Origin of the sequence: Dehalogenimonas formicexedens, from assembly GCF_001953175.1 — a bacterium.
Taxonomy (GTDB): Bacteria; Chloroflexota; Dehalococcoidia; order Dehalococcoidales; family Dehalococcoidaceae; genus Dehalogenimonas; species Dehalogenimonas formicexedens.
The window spans coordinates 1,032,342-1,048,196 of sequence record NZ_CP018258.1; the positions used below are offsets into that span (position 1 = coordinate 1,032,342).

Below are 15,855 nucleotides of genomic sequence, written 5' to 3' on the forward strand. Positions count from 1 at the left end.
TTGTCCGCGTTGTCAAAAAGTGGATTAGCTGTTAACATGTCAAGTTAATGACCCATCTCGAGGGAAAATTCCAGGTTGCCAGGCATCTGTCCCTTTTTTATCAGGCATGGCTGCCTGACAACCGTCAGAAAGCCATCATCATCCTGGTGCACGGCCTCGCGGATCATTCAGGCCGGTATCGAAACGTAGTAAACCACCTGTTGCCGCGCGGTTATGCCATCTGGACTTACGATCAACGGGGGCACGGTCAATCGCCGGGTCCGCGGTGCTACGTCAACCATTTTGCCGATCTGATTGATGACCTCAAGGATTTTACCTCTTTCGTCGCTTCACAGAACCCGGGGGCACCTATATTTGTTGTCGGGCACAGCATGGGCGCCTTGGAGAGTATCTCCCTTGCCACCGGGAATCCGCAGTCTATTGCCGGATATGCCCTGTCCGGGTTGCTTCTGAAAACAGGCCAGAACATCCCTAAATTACTGATGTCGGCATCCCGCGGTCTTTCTACCCTGCTTCCCCATCTTGGCGTTCAAACCATCGAATGCGAAGCTATCAGCCGCGATGAATCGGTAGTAAAAGCCTATATCTCCGATCCCCTGGTTTACACAGGGAAGGTGCCTGCTAGAATGGGCGCCGAACTGATCACCTTTATGGCAACGGTGCAGACAAAACTCTCTGAGGTCAGATCCCCGATCCTGTTGCTCCACGGCAGCGCCGACCGGCTGGCCAGCGCATCAAGCAGCCAGATGGCTTACGATACGGTTTTATCCGCGGACAAGGAACTCCACATTTTCCCGGGTTGTTATCACGAGATATTCAACGAGCCCTGCCACGACTTTGTCCTGGGTACGTTAACTAAATGGCTCGATAGGCACCTGCCAGCCTAAACCGGCAGTACTTTTTTCAGGTATTCCCCTGTTGCCGATCCCTGCTTTGCGGCGACCTGTTCCGGGGTCCCCACTGCCACAATTTGACCGCCTCGATGACCCGCGCCAGGTCCAAGGTCGATAACCCAATCGGCATTTTTTATAATGTCTAGCTGGTGCTCGATGACTACCACCGAGTTCCCCGCGGTTACAAGGCGCTGCATCACTTTCAAGAGCGCTGCCACATCATCAAAAGAAAGCCCGGTTGTGGGCTCATCGAGAATGTAAAGGGTGTGCCCGACGGCGCGCCGGGCCAATTCTGAGGCGAGTTTGATCCGCTGGGCTTCACCGCCGGACAATGTCGGCGCGGGCTGGCCCAAACGGATATAACCCAAACCGACATCGTGCATGCTTTTCAACTTCGATTTGATTGCCGGAAAGTGGTCGAAGAAATCGAGGGCATGGTCTACGGTCATGTCGAGCACTTCGGCGATGTTTTTATCCTTGAACTTGATGTCTAGTACCTCGCGGGAATAGCGTTGGCCGTGGCATACGTCGCAGGGCACGGTGACATCGGGCAAAAATTGCATCTCGATCTCGATGTAGCCTTCGCCGTGGCAAGCTTCGCAACGGCCGCCTTTGATATTGAAGGAAAAACGGCCGGAATTGTAGCCTCGGACACGGGCTTCCGGGACGGTGGCAAATAAGTCACGAATAGGAGTGAAGGCGCCGGTGTATGTTGCCGGGTTGCTCCGCGGCGTCCGCCCTATCGGGGACTGGTCAATGGCGATGACTTTATCGATGTATTCCAGCCCGTCGATGCCGTCATGGTCGCCGGGTTTCTCGCGGGAACCGTTGAAGACCTGGGCCAGTTTTTTAAACAAAATCTCGTTCACCAGCGTGCTCTTTCCTGACCCCGAGACGCCAGAAATACAAACGAGCTTCCCGAGCGGAATGTGAACATCGATATTTTTAAGATTGTTCTGGCGCGCGCCCCGAATAACCATTTCTTTGCCCATCCCCGGCCGTCTATGCTCGGGCAATGGTATGAACTTGCGCCCGGAAAGGTATTGCCCGGTTATCGAATGACGGCAATCCAGGACTTCATCGAGAGGCCCGGAGACGATGATGTGCCCCCCGTGCTCACCGGCGCCGGGACCCAGGTCGACAATCCAGTCGGCAGCGCGCATCATGGCTTCATCATGTTCAACGACAATGATCGAATTGCCGAGGTCGCGCAATCGTTTCAAGGTGTCGATGAGGCGGGAATCATCGGCGGGATGAAGACCCACCGTTGGCTCGTCGCAGATGTAAAGAACGCCCATGAGGCCCGAACCGATCTGGGTCGCCAACCTGATACGCTGCGATTCGCCACCCGACAGTGTCGCCGAACCCCTGTCCACCGACAAATAGTCGAGCCCGACATCTTCGAGAAATCCCAATCTCGATTTCAATTCTTTCAATATCTGATTGGCGATGAGTTGCTCGCGCTCGGACAGCGGTGTCCTGGCATCGGCAAGGCGGTTGACCCATTGCAGGCTATCGACCACCGACAACGCGGAGATCTCGGCGATATTTTTGCCGTCGATCAGGACCGACAGTGCCTCGGGCTTGAGCCGTTTGCCGCCGCAGGTAGGGCATGGAGTAGCCATCATGTAACGCTCGATACCCGCCCTCACCTGTTCCGATTCGGAATCCTTGTAAAGTCTTTCCAATCTAGGGATGACTCCCTCGAACCCTGAGGTGTATTCCCTGGTCCTGCCGAACCGGTTCTTGTATTTGATCCGGCTGCCGCCCTCGCCGTAAAGGACAACCTCCATTTGTTCCGGCGTCAGGCGCTCCACCGGCGCGTTAAGGCTAAAATTAAAGCGGCGGGCAATATCTTCGAGTTGTGAAAAGTACCAGGTCTGCCACTGGTAGGGATGGATGGCGCCTTCGGCGAGCGATAACTTTTTGTTCGGGATCACCAGGTCGGGATCGAACTCCATTTTAATCCCGAGGCCGGTGCAATCCGGACAGGCGCCGTGGGGTGAATTGAAACTGAAACTTCGCGGTTCGATCTCGCCCAGCGAAATACCGCAATCGGCACAGGCGAACTTCTCGGAAAATAGATGTTCCTGGCCGTCGATTATCGAAACGACTACCACTCCGTCGCCCAGCTTCAGAGCTGTCTCGATCGAGTCAGCCAACCGACTCTGGGTATCTGACTGGCCGATGACCAGGCGGTCGACGACGACTTCGATTTTGTGTTTCTTCTTTTTGTCGAGTTCGATGTCATCCGCCAGGTCTATCACCGTGCCGTCTATGCGGACACGGGCGTAACCGGACTTGCGGAGTTCCTTGAACATCGCCTGGTGTTCGCCTTTCCGGTCTTTGACCAGTGGCGCGAGAACCAGGATACGGGACTCTGCCGGAAGCGCCTTTACGGTGTCCACGATCTGCTCGACCGCCTGCATGGCGATCTCCCGTCCGCAGCCCGGGCAATGCGGATGGCCGACGCGGGCAAAGAGCAGGCGCAGGTAATCATAGATCTCGGTGGTCGTCCCTACCGTTGAACGGGGGTTCCTCGAAGCGCCCTTTTGATCAATTGAAATCGCCGGAGACAAGCCCTCGATGTAATCCACATCCGGTTTTTCCATGCGGCCAAGGAACTGCCGCGCGTAGGCTGACAGGGATTCCATGTACCGCCGCTGGCCTTCAGCGTAGATGGTGTCGAAGGCAAGCGAACTCTTCCCCGACCCCGACGCCCCGGTGATTACTACCAGTTTGTCCCTGGGGATGGTAACGTCAATATTTTTGAGGTTGTGCTCGCGGGCACCTTTTACAACAATGTTATCTAAAGGCATTGTGACTCCTTGAGAATAAGAAAGGTAAAATCCTTCAAAAACAGCCTTTAATTATACTCGCTTTATGTCAATTATGGCAATCAGGGGGTATCGGTTATAAGGTACCGGGATCGGTCCCAGCCCTTATGGAAGATTACCACTCCAACCCGGGAAAGCTATGGCGGATTTCCCTGCTTCCTGTGACATCTTAATCGATTGTTTCTCCTCAAAAAGAAGTATATTGGGGAAACAAACCTAATATTTTACACTGACAAATCTTTGGGTTGAACGTGGATTTGTTCTGCGGCGAAAATATTGAACAATTGGCGTCATCGTAACAGCGCTGCAATGGAGCTGAATGGCGATACAATTGTGCTAATGTTCATGTACTGGTATTATAGCACGCGTGTTCCTTTGGTCTGTCAAGCGTGTCGTGTCGTTTTTGGGGTGATAGTGAAAATATTTTCGACGGGGAAGAATTGAGATTCTTAGCCCCGATTTCATCGAGGGCTAAGACATACATGACTCTACGATGCGGGCGACCGGCCGGTCGCCCCTACGGTTGGGGGTGTTCCATTTGCTGCCGGGCATGAACCGCCGCCCCGATAACGCCGGATGCGGCGCCCAGTCCAGCGATTTTGAATTTCACCCGATCGAATGACTGCCGGAAAGCGCGCCTGCCGGCCTCTTCGACAGCGGGTCTAAGAAGCATATCGCCCATGTTCGAGAGCCCGCCCCCGATCACTATCAACTCCGGATTGAAAATATTGATGATGTTCGCTAATCCCACCCCCAGGTAGTAACCGGTCCGATCTATCAATTCAATGGTAAGAGGATCGCCGGATTTTGCGGCGGCATGGATAGCTTTGGCGGTGATGTAGGCGAAAGGGTGAGAGGGAGGTCCTTCCCCTTCGCTGCGCTCTGGGTCAGGAAGACAGAAGGAGCAGATGGTCGTCACTGCCCCGCCTTCAATGCTCCGTCGGGCTTCTCTTTCCAAGGCCTTGCCCGAGGCCAGCATTTCCCAGCAACCCCGGTTGCCGCAGCTGCACAGGGGACCTTTGTCATCTATCACCATGTGGCCGATCTCTCCGCCAAAACCCTCCGAGCCCTCGTAGAGTTTGCCATCGAGGATCAATCCGCCGCCGATACCGGTGCTCACCGTTACGTAAACAAAGTGACTGCTGCCCCGTCCAGCGCCAAAATACTGCTCGCCCACGGCGGCTGCATTAGCGTCATTGATCATAAATACCGGTTTGCCCAGGGCTTCCGCCACCCGCCTGCCAAGGGGCGCGTCCTTCCATCCGGGCAGGTTGGGGGAAGTGCGAACAATCCCTTGCTTAGAATCGATCAGACCGGCGACGGCGAGCCCGACTCCAACAATACCTGAGGGGTCCATGACGCTCTTTTCCAAGGCTCCCCTGGCGCAACCTACGATAGACGCAACGGTCGACTCGAAACCCTCGGAAGCCCGTGTAGCGGTGGCGTGATCAGCAAGGATGTTTCCATACGCGTCGATCACAGCCGATAGAACCTTGGTGCCGCCGACGTCTATTCCCAGGACGGGAGTAATGTTCCGGTCGGCTGATATAATGCCGTTCATTCGCTCCCTGGCTTCAAAAAAAGGATGGACAATGGGGGAAGATTCAGACTTAAAGAATGCGGGCGGCCGTGCATCGGCACAGGTCTCGATTCTATGCTTCCGAGGTTACCCCAGCCGCTGCCGCCGTAGCAATCGGCATCGCTGTTTAAAAGCTCCCGGTACCAGCCTGCTTCCGGAACTCCGACTTTATAATTCCGCTTGGGCACCGGCGTAAAGTTGCACAGGACCAGCATTTTATTGCCGTCGCGGTCCCTGCGGATGAATGACAATGTGCTGTTTTCAGAATCGTCAGGATCGATCCATCCGAAACCATCGGCTTCGCAGTCAAGCTGATGCAGAGCCGATTCCTTCCGGTACAGCCGGTTCAAATCGGTTATCCAGCGCGAGACGCCCTGGTGCGGAGCGTACTGCAGCAGAGACCATTCGAGCTCTCCCTCATGGTTCCATTCCCGCCGCTGGCCGAACTCGCCGCCCATAAACACCAATTTCTTCCCGGGCTGGGCGTACTGGTAACCTAACAGAAGCCGCAGGTTGGCAAATTTCTGCCAATCGTCACCGGGCATTTTTGACAGAAGAGACGATTTACCGTGGACAACCTCGTCGTGGGATAAAGGCAAAACAAAATTCTCCGAATAGGCATATAACTTTCGGAAATTCAATTCACGCTGGTGATATTTTCGAAAAACCGGGTCTCGCGACAGGTATCTCAACGAATCGCTCATCCAACCCATATCCCATTTGTAACCAAAGCCGAGCCCGCCCAGGTATACCGGCCGGGAAACCATGGGCCATGAGGTCGATTCCTCGGCAATGGTCTGGATTCCGGGACATTCACGGTAGACTCCTTCATTGAGCTGGCGCAGGAAGTCCACCGCCTCCAGATTCTCGCGCCCGCCAAACTTGTTCGGAATCCATTCTCCCGGTTTTCTGGAGTAGTCCAGGTATAACATCGATGCCACGGCGTCCACCCGTAACCCGTCGACGTGGTATTTGTCCAACCAGTAGAGGGCACTGGATAGAAGGAAACTCTTGACCTCCTGCCTGCCATAGTTGAAAAGAAGACTTTTCCATTCCGGATGCAGACCTTGCCTAGGGTCTTCATGTTCATATAAGTGGCTGCCGTCAAAATATGCCAATCCATGCCGGTCATCAGGGAAATGTGAAGGCACCCAATCCAGGATGACGCCGATACCGCGCTGATGGAGGTAATCTATGAGATACATCAAATCCTGCGGGGAGCCGTAGCGGCTGGTAGGCGCAAAATAGCCGGTAATCTGATAACCCCAGGATCCATAGAAAGGGTGCTCCATCACGGGAAGCAGTTCTACATGGGTAAATCCGGTCCTGGTCACGTAATCAGCAAGTTCAGGCGCGATTTCACGATAGGTCATCCACCGGTTGCCCTGGCCCTCGGCTCTTTTCCAGGAACCGAGGTGCAATTCGTATATCGAGACCGGAGCATCGGTCTTGATCCGCGGCCCGCGGCCTTCCATCCACTCCGAATCGTGCCAATCATACCGGAGATCGCTAATTACGGAAGCGGTTTTAGGCGGGGTTTCAGCGGAAAAAGCGAAGGGGTCGGCTTTTTCAACCTCATAATCATTGATTTTAGACCTGATGTAATACTTGTACCGCGCGCCGCTAGCCGCCCGGGAAACAAATCCCTCCCAGACACCGGGGTTGTCCCGGACCTGGAGCGGGTTCGCGCTTTTGTCCCAGCCGTTGAAATCTCCAATGACCGAAACGGTTAACGCATTGGGCGCCCAAACAGCGAAATGGGTGCCCGGAACACCACCGATGCTGCCAATATGGGCTCCAAATTTTTCATATAACCTGGCATGAGTCCCCTCGTTAAAGAGGTAAATATCCCCCTCGGTGAACCACCGATTCGAGGCAGCCTTTCCAGCCGGGGTTGATTTGCGGTTCTTTATTCAATTCCTCCGGAACCGTTTCCGCGGCAATTATACGCCGTTCGGTTTTGAATCACTTAATTCGATTTTACGGTATTCAGATATATATTCGAAACAGCCGCCTCCAAATAAATTCAAGCCCGTGAGCAAGCAAGTATTTGTTGCAGGGAAAAATGCGTAACTAAAACGACAACAATTCGTAAGGTTACCAATTACCTTATGATTGAAAGTCGGCGATAATGTTTTACAAACTACTGTGGAGAATCAGATGGCACAGCTATTTAAACAGATCGATCAATCCGGGTTATCACGGCTCCGCGAACTCGAAAAGGACATGGGCGAGGGCATGAAGCTTATCGCTCTTGAGAAACGCCCTCAGCTACATGACATCAGAAGCAAGCCATTGGCTTTTCAACAGCTGGAACGCGATCTTGATACCACTTTGCTGGTGTATTTCGGCTCGGAACAGACCGGTTGGCGCTAGTGGTTCTACCCTTGAGGTTCCCGGGAATCAAGTTTCCGAAATACTTAGCGAAAATTAGGTACCAACCGGGTGACCTTTAGGTATTTGTACCAATTCCCCTGCTTTATCCGCAGGCTGGATAATACGTCTTGCCGACAGATTTCATCGGCCACAAACATCGGCGATTCATTTTTCATGGAACTCGGGATTGAACACTAAATCGAAAAGCCTGAATACAACCTTTATCCTTCTTTCGTTCGAGGGACCGGACCGGTATTCGCTCGCCGGGGGCTTGGGCGCCCGCATTTCCAACCTGAGCCACTGCCTGGGCAGAAATTATAATACCCACCTGTTTTTTATCGGCGATCCCAGGCGCCGTGGCGAAGAACCGCAGCCGGACAGCCACCTGACGCTGCACCGGTGGTGCCAATGGATATCCGAATACAATCCCAACGGCGTTTACCAGGGAGAAAACGAAAAGGTCGAAGATTACAGCCGGTCTATCCCCCCGTACGTTATCGAGACGATCATCCGGCCGGCAGTTGAACGCCAGGAAAACGTCGTGGTTCTTTCGGAAGAATGGCATACCGCTGAAGCTACCTGCCGCCTGGGAGAACAATTGCTTGCCGCGGGCTTGCGAAATGGTACCGAAATCCTGTGGAACGCCAACAATACCTTTGGATTTGACCGGATCGATTGGAAAAGGCTGGCGGCGAACTCCACGGTGACTACCGTCAGCAAATACATGAAGCACGTGATGAGAGAAAAGGGCATCAATTCAGTGGTGATCCCGAACGGCATTCCAGAGGCCATGGTCAGCGACGTCGACGACCGCGAATCGTCGGAACTGAGAGCCAGGTTGAAGCGGGATTTGCTGTTCACTAAAGTCGCCCGGTTCGACCCCACCAAAGGCTGGAATGAGGCGATAGAAGCCACTGCCAGATTGAAAAGGGCCGGCAAAAAGCCCATTCTGCTGGCCCGCGGCGGCATTGAGCCATTCGGAGAAGAAGTACTTTACAACGCTCATCAGCTCGGATTAAGGGTCAAAGATGTGTTTTCTGACAGCCATAAACCTTCCGACTGTCTGAGTGCGGTTGCCCAGGGGACGCAGGACGCCGACCTGGTCAACATGAAATTCCACTGCAGCCCTCAACTTCTAAGGGTCCTGTACAATGCCTCCGACGCGGTTCTGGCCAACAGCCGCCATGAACCGTTCGGCCTGGTGGGACTGGAAGCGATGGCGGCCGGCGGCGTCGCCTTTACCGGCGGCACGGGCGAGGACTATGCCAGGCACATGGATAACGCCATCGTACTTGAATCAACCGATCCCAGGGAAATCGAAGATTATGTCACCTACCTTGATACAAATGATCCCCACGAAGACAAGATCCGCAGTTCCGCCAGGGCAACCGCTAAATCCTATACCTGGGAGGCGGTAGTCAAAGGCTTGATGGAAAAAGTCTCCGGCGACCGGGATAAATCTTACGCGGTTTAAGCCTGAATCTGCAGAATTCCACCTCGTTGTGGTATCCTTGGGACACCATGCAGGATACAAGCCACCAATTCGCCGGAAGACCTGTTCCTTTCCCTGTCCTGATTTTGGGTGTCGGCAACATCCTTTTATCGGACGAAGGCGTCGGCGTGCGGGTCGTTGAGGAATTAAAGAAACGGCCCTTGCCGGAGGGAGTCGAAGTCGTTGACGGCGCCACCCGGGCAATGGAACTCATCGACATCATACGGGGACGCGAGAAGGTCATAATCATTGATGCCCTTGATGCCGAAGCGGAGCCCGGCGCGGTATTCAAGTTCGGCGTGGAGCAATTAGTGGAAACAAGGAAGATGAGCGTCTCGGTACACGATATCGGCGTTCATGAAGCGCTGTTCCTGCTTAATCTGACCGCTGAATTACCGGGAGACATCGTCTTTTACGGCATCCAGCCGGGCAGCCTGGAATTGCATGAAGGCCTTTCCGGGCCCGTTGAGGCGGCAGCCGGAAAAGTGCTCGAACTCGTCTTGCAAGACCTTCGGAACATAGCGCCCACGGGTGAACTGAACGCATAATTTGCGCCATAACCGGATATTTTGTTACACTTCCCGATACATGGGCCGCTAGCTCAGTTGGTAGAGCACCTGACTTTTAATCAGGTTGTGCTGGGTTCGAGCCCCAGGCGGCTCACTCTCGAAAAACCCTTAGCAAAAAGGCCATCTTTTCAGATGGCCTTTTCTTGTTGTAGCCTGCCAGACCGCGGTCTGCCGCCTAAGATGGGTGCCCGTCCGGGAGCGATCCGCTCGGGACATACCCGTGGCAACTGATGCAATCCGTATTACCATTTGTGGTTGGTGGAATTCCATCGGTAGGCGCCAATGTGGTAATTGGAGGGGATGTCGTCACCGGCACCTCGGTATTTTGCTGGGCGCCGGCCTTGGAGGCACAGCCTCCCAACACCACAATAACGCCAATTGCGATTATAATTCCCAGAAGCTTTGTCTTCATACCACTCCCCTTAACCTGTTACTAATTTTAATCCTTTGGCCGCATTATGTCTAATCCTTTATATATTAGTTGGCATATTTAATATCCTAAAATCGTTTGGCCTTGATGTTATAATAAACTCAAAATCTTTGAGGGACAGCTTTGACCGACATTCTTCACAATAAAAACGCTTCCACCCGATTTCAGATCCTGGTGGAAATTGCTTCAAAAGGCCCCGCCATCGAGCAGAAAGCCATCGCCGTCAACCTCAACATCACGCCGCAGGCTATCTCCGACTATTTGAAACACATGACCGCCGACGGTTTGGTGTCCTCCGAAGGGCGCTCCCGGTACCGGGTTACCACAAACGGCGTTAACTGGATGCTGAGAGAACTCCGGGCGTTGAACGATTACGTCAACCTTGCCGAGCGCGCGGTTACAGATATTGCGGTAAATGCCGCAATCGCGGAAGCCAGGATTACAGAGGGTCAGGTTGTCGGTCTGGTAATGAAAGAGGGTATCCTCTCCGCCCGGCCGGAACAGAACGGCGGAGCTTGGGGCCTGGCATCACAGAACGCCGATCCGGGAGAAGATGTGGGCGTTTCCGGCGTTAAGGGCATCATCCCGCTAAAACTAGGCAAGATCTCCCTGGCGATTGTTCCCGGCATCCTCGAGGGAGGCTCCCGAAGCACCGATCTTTCACGTTTAAAGGCACTGGTGCGTGGTAATAGGCATGTCGCCGCCGCGGGCATAGAAGCCTACGCCGCTTTGCGAAAAATCGAAGTCGAACCAAGATATTTTTACGCCGTACCCCAGGTCGCGGTTGAAGCGGTGCGCTATGGCCTTGAAGTGATCATCGTCGCAGTGGCTGAGGAGTTGCCCGCGCTGACAAAGATCTTATCCGAGGCCGAAATCAAACCGGATTTGATCGATCTCCGGATAAAACCCAAGACCATTTCTTAACCGTTGACCGGTTAAACCCCACAGGATTATAATCAATTATACTTAAGTTCCCAACGAGAGGTTCGTTTGAATATTCCCCGTTTCGTGATTGCCGGGACCTCAAGCGGCGTCGGTAAAACGACCATTGCCACCGGAATAACCTACGCCCTCCACCGCCGCGGCCTCAAAGTCCAACCGTTCAAATGCGGGCCGGACTATATCGATCCGGGTTATCTCAGCCTGGCAACTGCCGGACACTGCCACAACCTCGATTCCTGGATGCTGCCGGAGGGTAACCTCAAAGAACTTTTCAGTTATTTCAACCGGGACAAGGATATAGCCGTTGTCGAGGGGGTCATGGGCCTATATGACGGCCACCGCAAGCCCGGGGGCGGCGGCAGCACCGCCAAAATCGCGAAAATCATTGACGCGCCGGTTATCCTGGTACTTAATATCGCCAAGATGAGCGAAAGCGCCGCAGCCATGGCCCTGGGCTATTGCACCTACGACCCTGATGTCAGGGTCTCCGGCGTCATTCTTAACCAGGTGGGCAGCCAGACACACCTTCGCTCCGCCAAAGATGCCATCGAGGAGCGCTGCGGCGTTCCGGTAATCGGCTACCTGCCGAAAACCGCTGACCTGACCCTGCCTGAAAGACACCTCGGCCTGGTACCGGTGGCGGAGCGGGGCAATGAGAAGAACTTTCTTGATGAGCTGGGTGATCTCATCGAAAAGCATATCGACCTTGACGCCCTGCTGGATTTGGCTCGAAAGGCTCCGGAGTTCGTACTGGAACCAAGCCCCGTCCTGTTTCCCGGCGAATCCGTTCCGGCACGCTGCCGTATCGCCGTGGCCAGGGACGAGGCCTTCAATTTTTATTACGAGGCCAATATCGAAATGCTCCGGGCGTGGGGGGCGGAAATCATCAATTTCAGCCCGGTATCGGACGCTTCCTTACCCGAGCGAACCGACGGCGTATATATAGGGGGCGGATTTCCGGAGATTTTTCTGCGGGAACTCGAAGCCAACCTGGCAATGAAGCAATCCATACGCGACGCCGTAGCGTCCGGGCGGCCGGTTTACGCCGAATGCGGCGGCCTTATGTATCTCTCCCAGGGAATCGCCGATTTCCGGGGCAACCGCTATGAAATGGTCGGGCTGCTACCGGGTTATTGCGCAATGCAGAATAAGCTCCAGCGCCTGGGCTATACCAAAGCCCAATCGCTGAAATCAACGCCCATCGCCGAACAGGGGCAGCCTATCCGCGGCCACCTGTTCCATTGGTCGCGCCTCGACGAACCGGACCAGGCGGTAGCGGCGTACCAGGTCACCGATCCCAAAGAGCAACTCGAAGGATTCGTCCTTGGTCCCAAAAACAACCTGCTGGCCAGCTACCTCCACCTGCATTTCGGCAGCGATCCCAGGCTGGCAAAAAGGTTCATTGAGACAGCGGCGGCAGCCAAGGGTTAATTATTTTCGAGCGTCGATCCGGGCAAAGCCGTGGATCAGCGGAAAACGGGCGACTCCGAAAACTTCGTTCGACCTCAGGAATCCGAGGAAGATAATAATAATCCCGGCGAGTTCCAGAAAATAAAAGAGGGTCATATCGCCCGAAAGCCTCATGTTGGTACCCCCCATCGCCGGGAGGATGGCGCCAAACGCGATCAGGATGTTGGACGTTACGCGGTGTTTCATCAGGCGCTTCCGCCAGAAGAACCAGGCGCTGTACAGAGCGCCGCCGGCCAGCGCCAAAGTGCCGAAAATATTAAGGATAACCGTCAAAGCGACGATGCCGCCGGGCATGATTCCGGCCTCCAGTCCGGTCATCCCGGTGACATCAATGTCAACTGTTAAGACTTTGAATGCCGCGTATACCGAGATCCCGGCCAAAATGATCATGATAACGTTCGCCGTCCCTCTTTTTAACAGCAGGTAGAGAGTGCCCATCCCCAGCCAGGCAGCCACCAGGATAGCGCCGAAAAGATACCAGGTCTTATACACTGCCTCGGTGATGCCGCTGTTGTTGGCGATAAATTCCGAGCCGGCGCTAATGGTGTACATCAGCAGACCGAGACACCATACCAGCTGATACGGTCGCCGGTGGGCGAAAAACTGGTCTAGGACAAGAACAGCGAAAATGAGGCTGACGATGGATGTGATCAACGGAACGACAGTCATCTTTTACCCCCCGGTTTTCTTCATTCTACACTACCTTCAACGAAATTCGGTATAAGCTTTGCCGGCATTGGTCCATTTTTGAGATAATCTAGGGGTGAAAAATCGCGAAACCAGCCTATTCCTCCTCGGACACGACACCAGGGAACTAATCGAATTAGCCGAATCCGAGAATATGCCGCCTTTCCGGGGCAGGCAGCTGGCCGATTGGCTCTACCGGAAGGGGGCGCGCGATTTCGATGAAATGGTCACCCTCCCCTCATCCTTCAGGGAGACTTTGAGATCCAATTACACCGTGGGACGGTCCAAGGAAATTTCCAGGCAAAAATCCCCGGACGGCACGATCAAACTCCTGCTGGAACTGCGTGATGGGGCGCGAGTGGAAACGGTGGGCATGCCTTACGCCGAAAGGTTCAGTTGCTGCGTTTCCACCCAGGCCGGCTGTCCGGTTGGCTGCGCTTTCTGCGCCACCGGCCAGAGCGGCTTCAAGCGCAACCTGGCGCCCGGCGAAATCATCGACCAGGTGTTAACGGTAAACGGTGCCCTAAACCACCAAGAAGCCCCCGGTGTAAAACCCAAGATCGACCATGTAACCTTCATGGGAATGGGCGAGCCGCTGCTCAACTACGATTCGATAATTAAGGCTCTGCGCCTGATGACCGGGGAGTTGGGGATAAGCGCCCGGCATCTGACCGTTTCAACCGTAGGCTACGTTCCCGGAATCCGCAGCCTGATGAAAGAAAAACTGCCGGTGACCCTGGCGGTATCCCTGCATGCTCCGAACGATGAATTGAGGCAACGTCTAATACCGGGTCTCAAAAAATGGAATGTGGCCAAGATCATTGACGCTTGCCGGGAATACTTTGCGGAGACCGGCCGGCGGATAACGATCGAATATTGCCTGATGGACAGGGTCAACGACAGCCAGGCGGAGGCAACCCAGCTCTCCGAACTGCTGCACGGTTTGAATTGCCATGTCAACCTTATCCCGTTCAACCCGGCTGACGGACTGCCGTTCAAGCCAAGCAATCCTGCGCGGGTAAAGGCGTTTTCCGTCGTATTGGCGTCTCACGGCATCCAGGTAACCCAACGGCTGCGGCGCGGAGCGGATATCGATGCCGCCTGCGGCCAGTTGCGCCGGAGGGAAGAAAAGCGCCTGTTGCCTGAAACCGGAGAGAAGCATTAGTTAGATTTGTTTGGCAGTGGTATAATCCGCCCGGATTCAGCGCGAGGGTAACCAGTTGTTCTCTAATGCGGTAGTTCAGCAAGCGTGGACCCGTTCCGGCGGGCGGTGTGAATGCGCTAATCGCAGCCACCAGCACCCTGGCCGTTGCAACAAGGTTTTGATCTGGGAACGGCGGACCGGCGAAAACAAACCGGGCGCCTGGGTTGCCGAGAGTAAGAGCGGCAAATTCCTGCCGAACGCAGGCGACTGCGAGATCGCGTGCTGGCAGTGTAGTTCAATCGGCCGATAATCGGTTCCCGACTACCGGATCAAATGGTTCCTGTTGTCCTCAAAAACGGTCTTTACTGAGAATTATATGTCTTTGGGTTCAGAATATTTTTTGTTCGTGAGCTGCTCCGCGCTGGGTTTTATTCAGGCGGCTGCGATTGCAGGCGGTTTGAGAGGCCTGCTGTTTAGCCAGAACCGATTATTTGCCCGGCTGATAACGGGGGCTTTGATCGCCCCTGGCGCGATAATTTTCTTCACCTGGAATTACCGTAATCCTGTTGGCATTATTGAAGGTTCGCAACAGGCCGGTCTATTCAGCCTGGCGGCACTCTCGGCAATCGCCATAACCATAATTGTCAGTTCTCTTCTGAACCACTCTAGGCTGAAAACCACGGTTCCCGTTCAGAGCGGCCTCGAGGCTCTTAAAGAACGGACCTATTTTCAGGCGCTATCCGCGAGGTTGAAATGGCGGCGCTGATAGTCATCGACAAAGCGCTCTCTCTGTTCATCAACAGCCTGGCGGGCAGGTGGGTTATCCTTGACGAGGTTATTAAAGGCCTGGCCAACGATTATTTTCTTATTGTCGGCGCCAGCCTCGGGTTGTTGCTGCTTTGGTTCGGCACCTCTGAAATGCGGCAACGGGATCACAACCAGGTCCTTGCCCTGCAGGCTATGGCCAGCCTGGGGATCGCTACCGGACTGGTGGCTATCATGAATGAATACCTGTTCCGGCCCCGGCCCTTCAACGAGATCGCGGTGACGACGCTGTTGTACCAGCCTACCGATTCGTCTTTCCCCTCCAATTCCGCGGCGATCCTGTTCGGCCTCGCCTTTGCCGTCTGGCTGGGCAATAGAAAAGCGGGGAAGCTATTTTTAATCATCGCCGCCGTCCATTCCCTTTGCCGCGTCATCGCAGGGATGTATTATCCCCTGGATATCGTCGGCGGGGCGGCGGTGGGAGGCGTCGCGGCTTTATTCGTTCGCTGGCTGTTCGCCAGGCTCGATTTCTTCATCAGTTTCCTGCGCCGGGTGGCCAGGGCTTTGTTTCTCGCATGACCACCTGGTAACCGGACACATTTTTTCCGGTGCGTTACTTGCGCCCGCCTAAACCGCGTGTTATCATCAAATTAAGAACGCTTGAACTTGAC

General features: G+C 54.5%; 13 protein-coding genes and 1 tRNA gene. 10 read left to right on the top strand and 4 right to left on the bottom strand.

What is annotated here, in order from left to right; translation table 11 throughout:
• The first annotated feature begins 47 nt into the window (after window positions 1–47).
• Complete coding sequence (locus Dform_RS05450) at window positions 48–887, top strand: alpha/beta hydrolase (protein WP_076004112.1); 840 nt, start codon at window positions 48–50, stop codon at window positions 885–887.
• On the opposite strand, the gene uvrA is transcribed toward Dform_RS05450, so the two are convergent.
• The 3 genes from uvrA to glgB form a co-directional block, all read right to left on the bottom strand.
• On the bottom strand, window positions 884–3,712 hold the full coding sequence (gene uvrA, locus Dform_RS05455; RefSeq protein WP_076004113.1) for an excinuclease ABC subunit UvrA: 2,829 nt from the start codon (window positions 3,710–3,712) through the stop codon (window positions 884–886). The genes Dform_RS05450 and uvrA overlap by 4 nt on opposite strands.
• A 535-nt stretch (window positions 3,713–4,247) precedes the next feature.
• Complete coding sequence (locus Dform_RS05460) at window positions 4,248–5,291, bottom strand: ROK family protein (RefSeq protein WP_076004114.1); 1,044 nt, start codon at window positions 5,289–5,291, stop codon at window positions 4,248–4,250.
• Complete coding sequence (gene glgB / locus Dform_RS05465) at window positions 5,288–7,222, bottom strand: 1,4-alpha-glucan branching protein GlgB (RefSeq protein ID WP_076004115.1); 1,935 nt, start codon at window positions 7,220–7,222, stop codon at window positions 5,288–5,290. The genes Dform_RS05460 and glgB overlap by 4 nt, the downstream gene beginning before the upstream one ends.
• 247 nt (window positions 7,223–7,469) lie before the next feature.
• Here glgB and Dform_RS05470 point away from each other — a divergent pair, with 247 nt between their 5' ends.
• The 6 genes from Dform_RS05470 (at window position 7,470) to Dform_RS05495 (ending at window position 12,549) form a co-directional block, all read left to right on the top strand.
• On the top strand, window positions 7,470–7,685 hold the full coding sequence (locus tag Dform_RS05470; protein WP_076004116.1) for a hypothetical protein: 216 nt from the start codon (window positions 7,470–7,472) through the stop codon (window positions 7,683–7,685).
• A 187-nt stretch (window positions 7,686–7,872) separates the two neighbouring features.
• Window positions 7,873–9,159, top strand: coding sequence for a glycosyltransferase family 4 protein (locus Dform_RS05475; RefSeq protein ID WP_083635368.1), 1,287 nt, complete (start codon window positions 7,873–7,875; stop codon window positions 9,157–9,159).
• Between the two features lie 47 nt (window positions 9,160–9,206).
• Entirely contained in the window at window positions 9,207–9,725 is a 519-nt protein-coding gene (locus Dform_RS05480; RefSeq protein WP_076004117.1) for a hydrogenase maturation protease, read from the top strand.
• Between the two features lie 42 nt (window positions 9,726–9,767).
• Window positions 9,768–9,840 (top strand) — tRNA-Lys (locus Dform_RS05485).
• A 459-nt stretch (window positions 9,841–10,299) separates the two neighbouring features.
• Window positions 10,300–11,100 (top strand): DUF7839 domain-containing protein, encoded by an 801-nt coding sequence (locus Dform_RS05490; RefSeq protein ID WP_076004118.1) that lies wholly within the window; start codon window positions 10,300–10,302, stop codon window positions 11,098–11,100.
• Window positions 11,101–11,166: 66 nt separating this feature from the next.
• Window positions 11,167–12,549, top strand: coding sequence for a cobyrinic acid a,c-diamide synthase CobB (locus tag Dform_RS05495; protein WP_076004119.1), 1,383 nt, complete (start codon window positions 11,167–11,169; stop codon window positions 12,547–12,549).
• Here the strand turns inward: Dform_RS05495 and Dform_RS05500 are convergent, their stop codons facing one another.
• Window positions 12,550–13,257 (bottom strand): hypothetical protein, encoded by a 708-nt coding sequence (locus Dform_RS05500; RefSeq protein ID WP_076004120.1) that lies wholly within the window; start codon window positions 13,255–13,257, stop codon window positions 12,550–12,552.
• A gap of 94 nt (window positions 13,258–13,351) precedes the next feature.
• On the opposite strand from Dform_RS05500, the gene rlmN reads away from it, so the two are divergent.
• The 3 genes from rlmN (at window position 13,352) to Dform_RS05515 (ending at window position 15,763) form a co-directional block, all read left to right on the top strand.
• Entirely contained in the window at window positions 13,352–14,440 is a 1,089-nt protein-coding gene (rlmN, locus tag Dform_RS05505; RefSeq protein ID WP_076004121.1) for a dual-specificity RNA methyltransferase RlmN, read from the top strand.
• A 355-nt stretch (window positions 14,441–14,795) separates the two neighbouring features.
• Window positions 14,796–15,185 carry a hypothetical protein gene (locus Dform_RS05510; protein WP_076004122.1) on the top strand — a complete coding sequence of 130 codons (390 nt, stop codon included), beginning with the start codon at window positions 14,796–14,798 and terminating at the stop codon, window positions 15,183–15,185.
• Complete coding sequence (locus Dform_RS05515; protein WP_076004123.1) at window positions 15,173–15,763, top strand: phosphatase PAP2 family protein; 591 nt, start codon at window positions 15,173–15,175, stop codon at window positions 15,761–15,763. Before Dform_RS05510 ends, Dform_RS05515 begins: the two co-directional genes overlap by 13 nt.
• The last annotated feature ends 92 nt before the right edge of the window (window positions 15,764–15,855 follow it).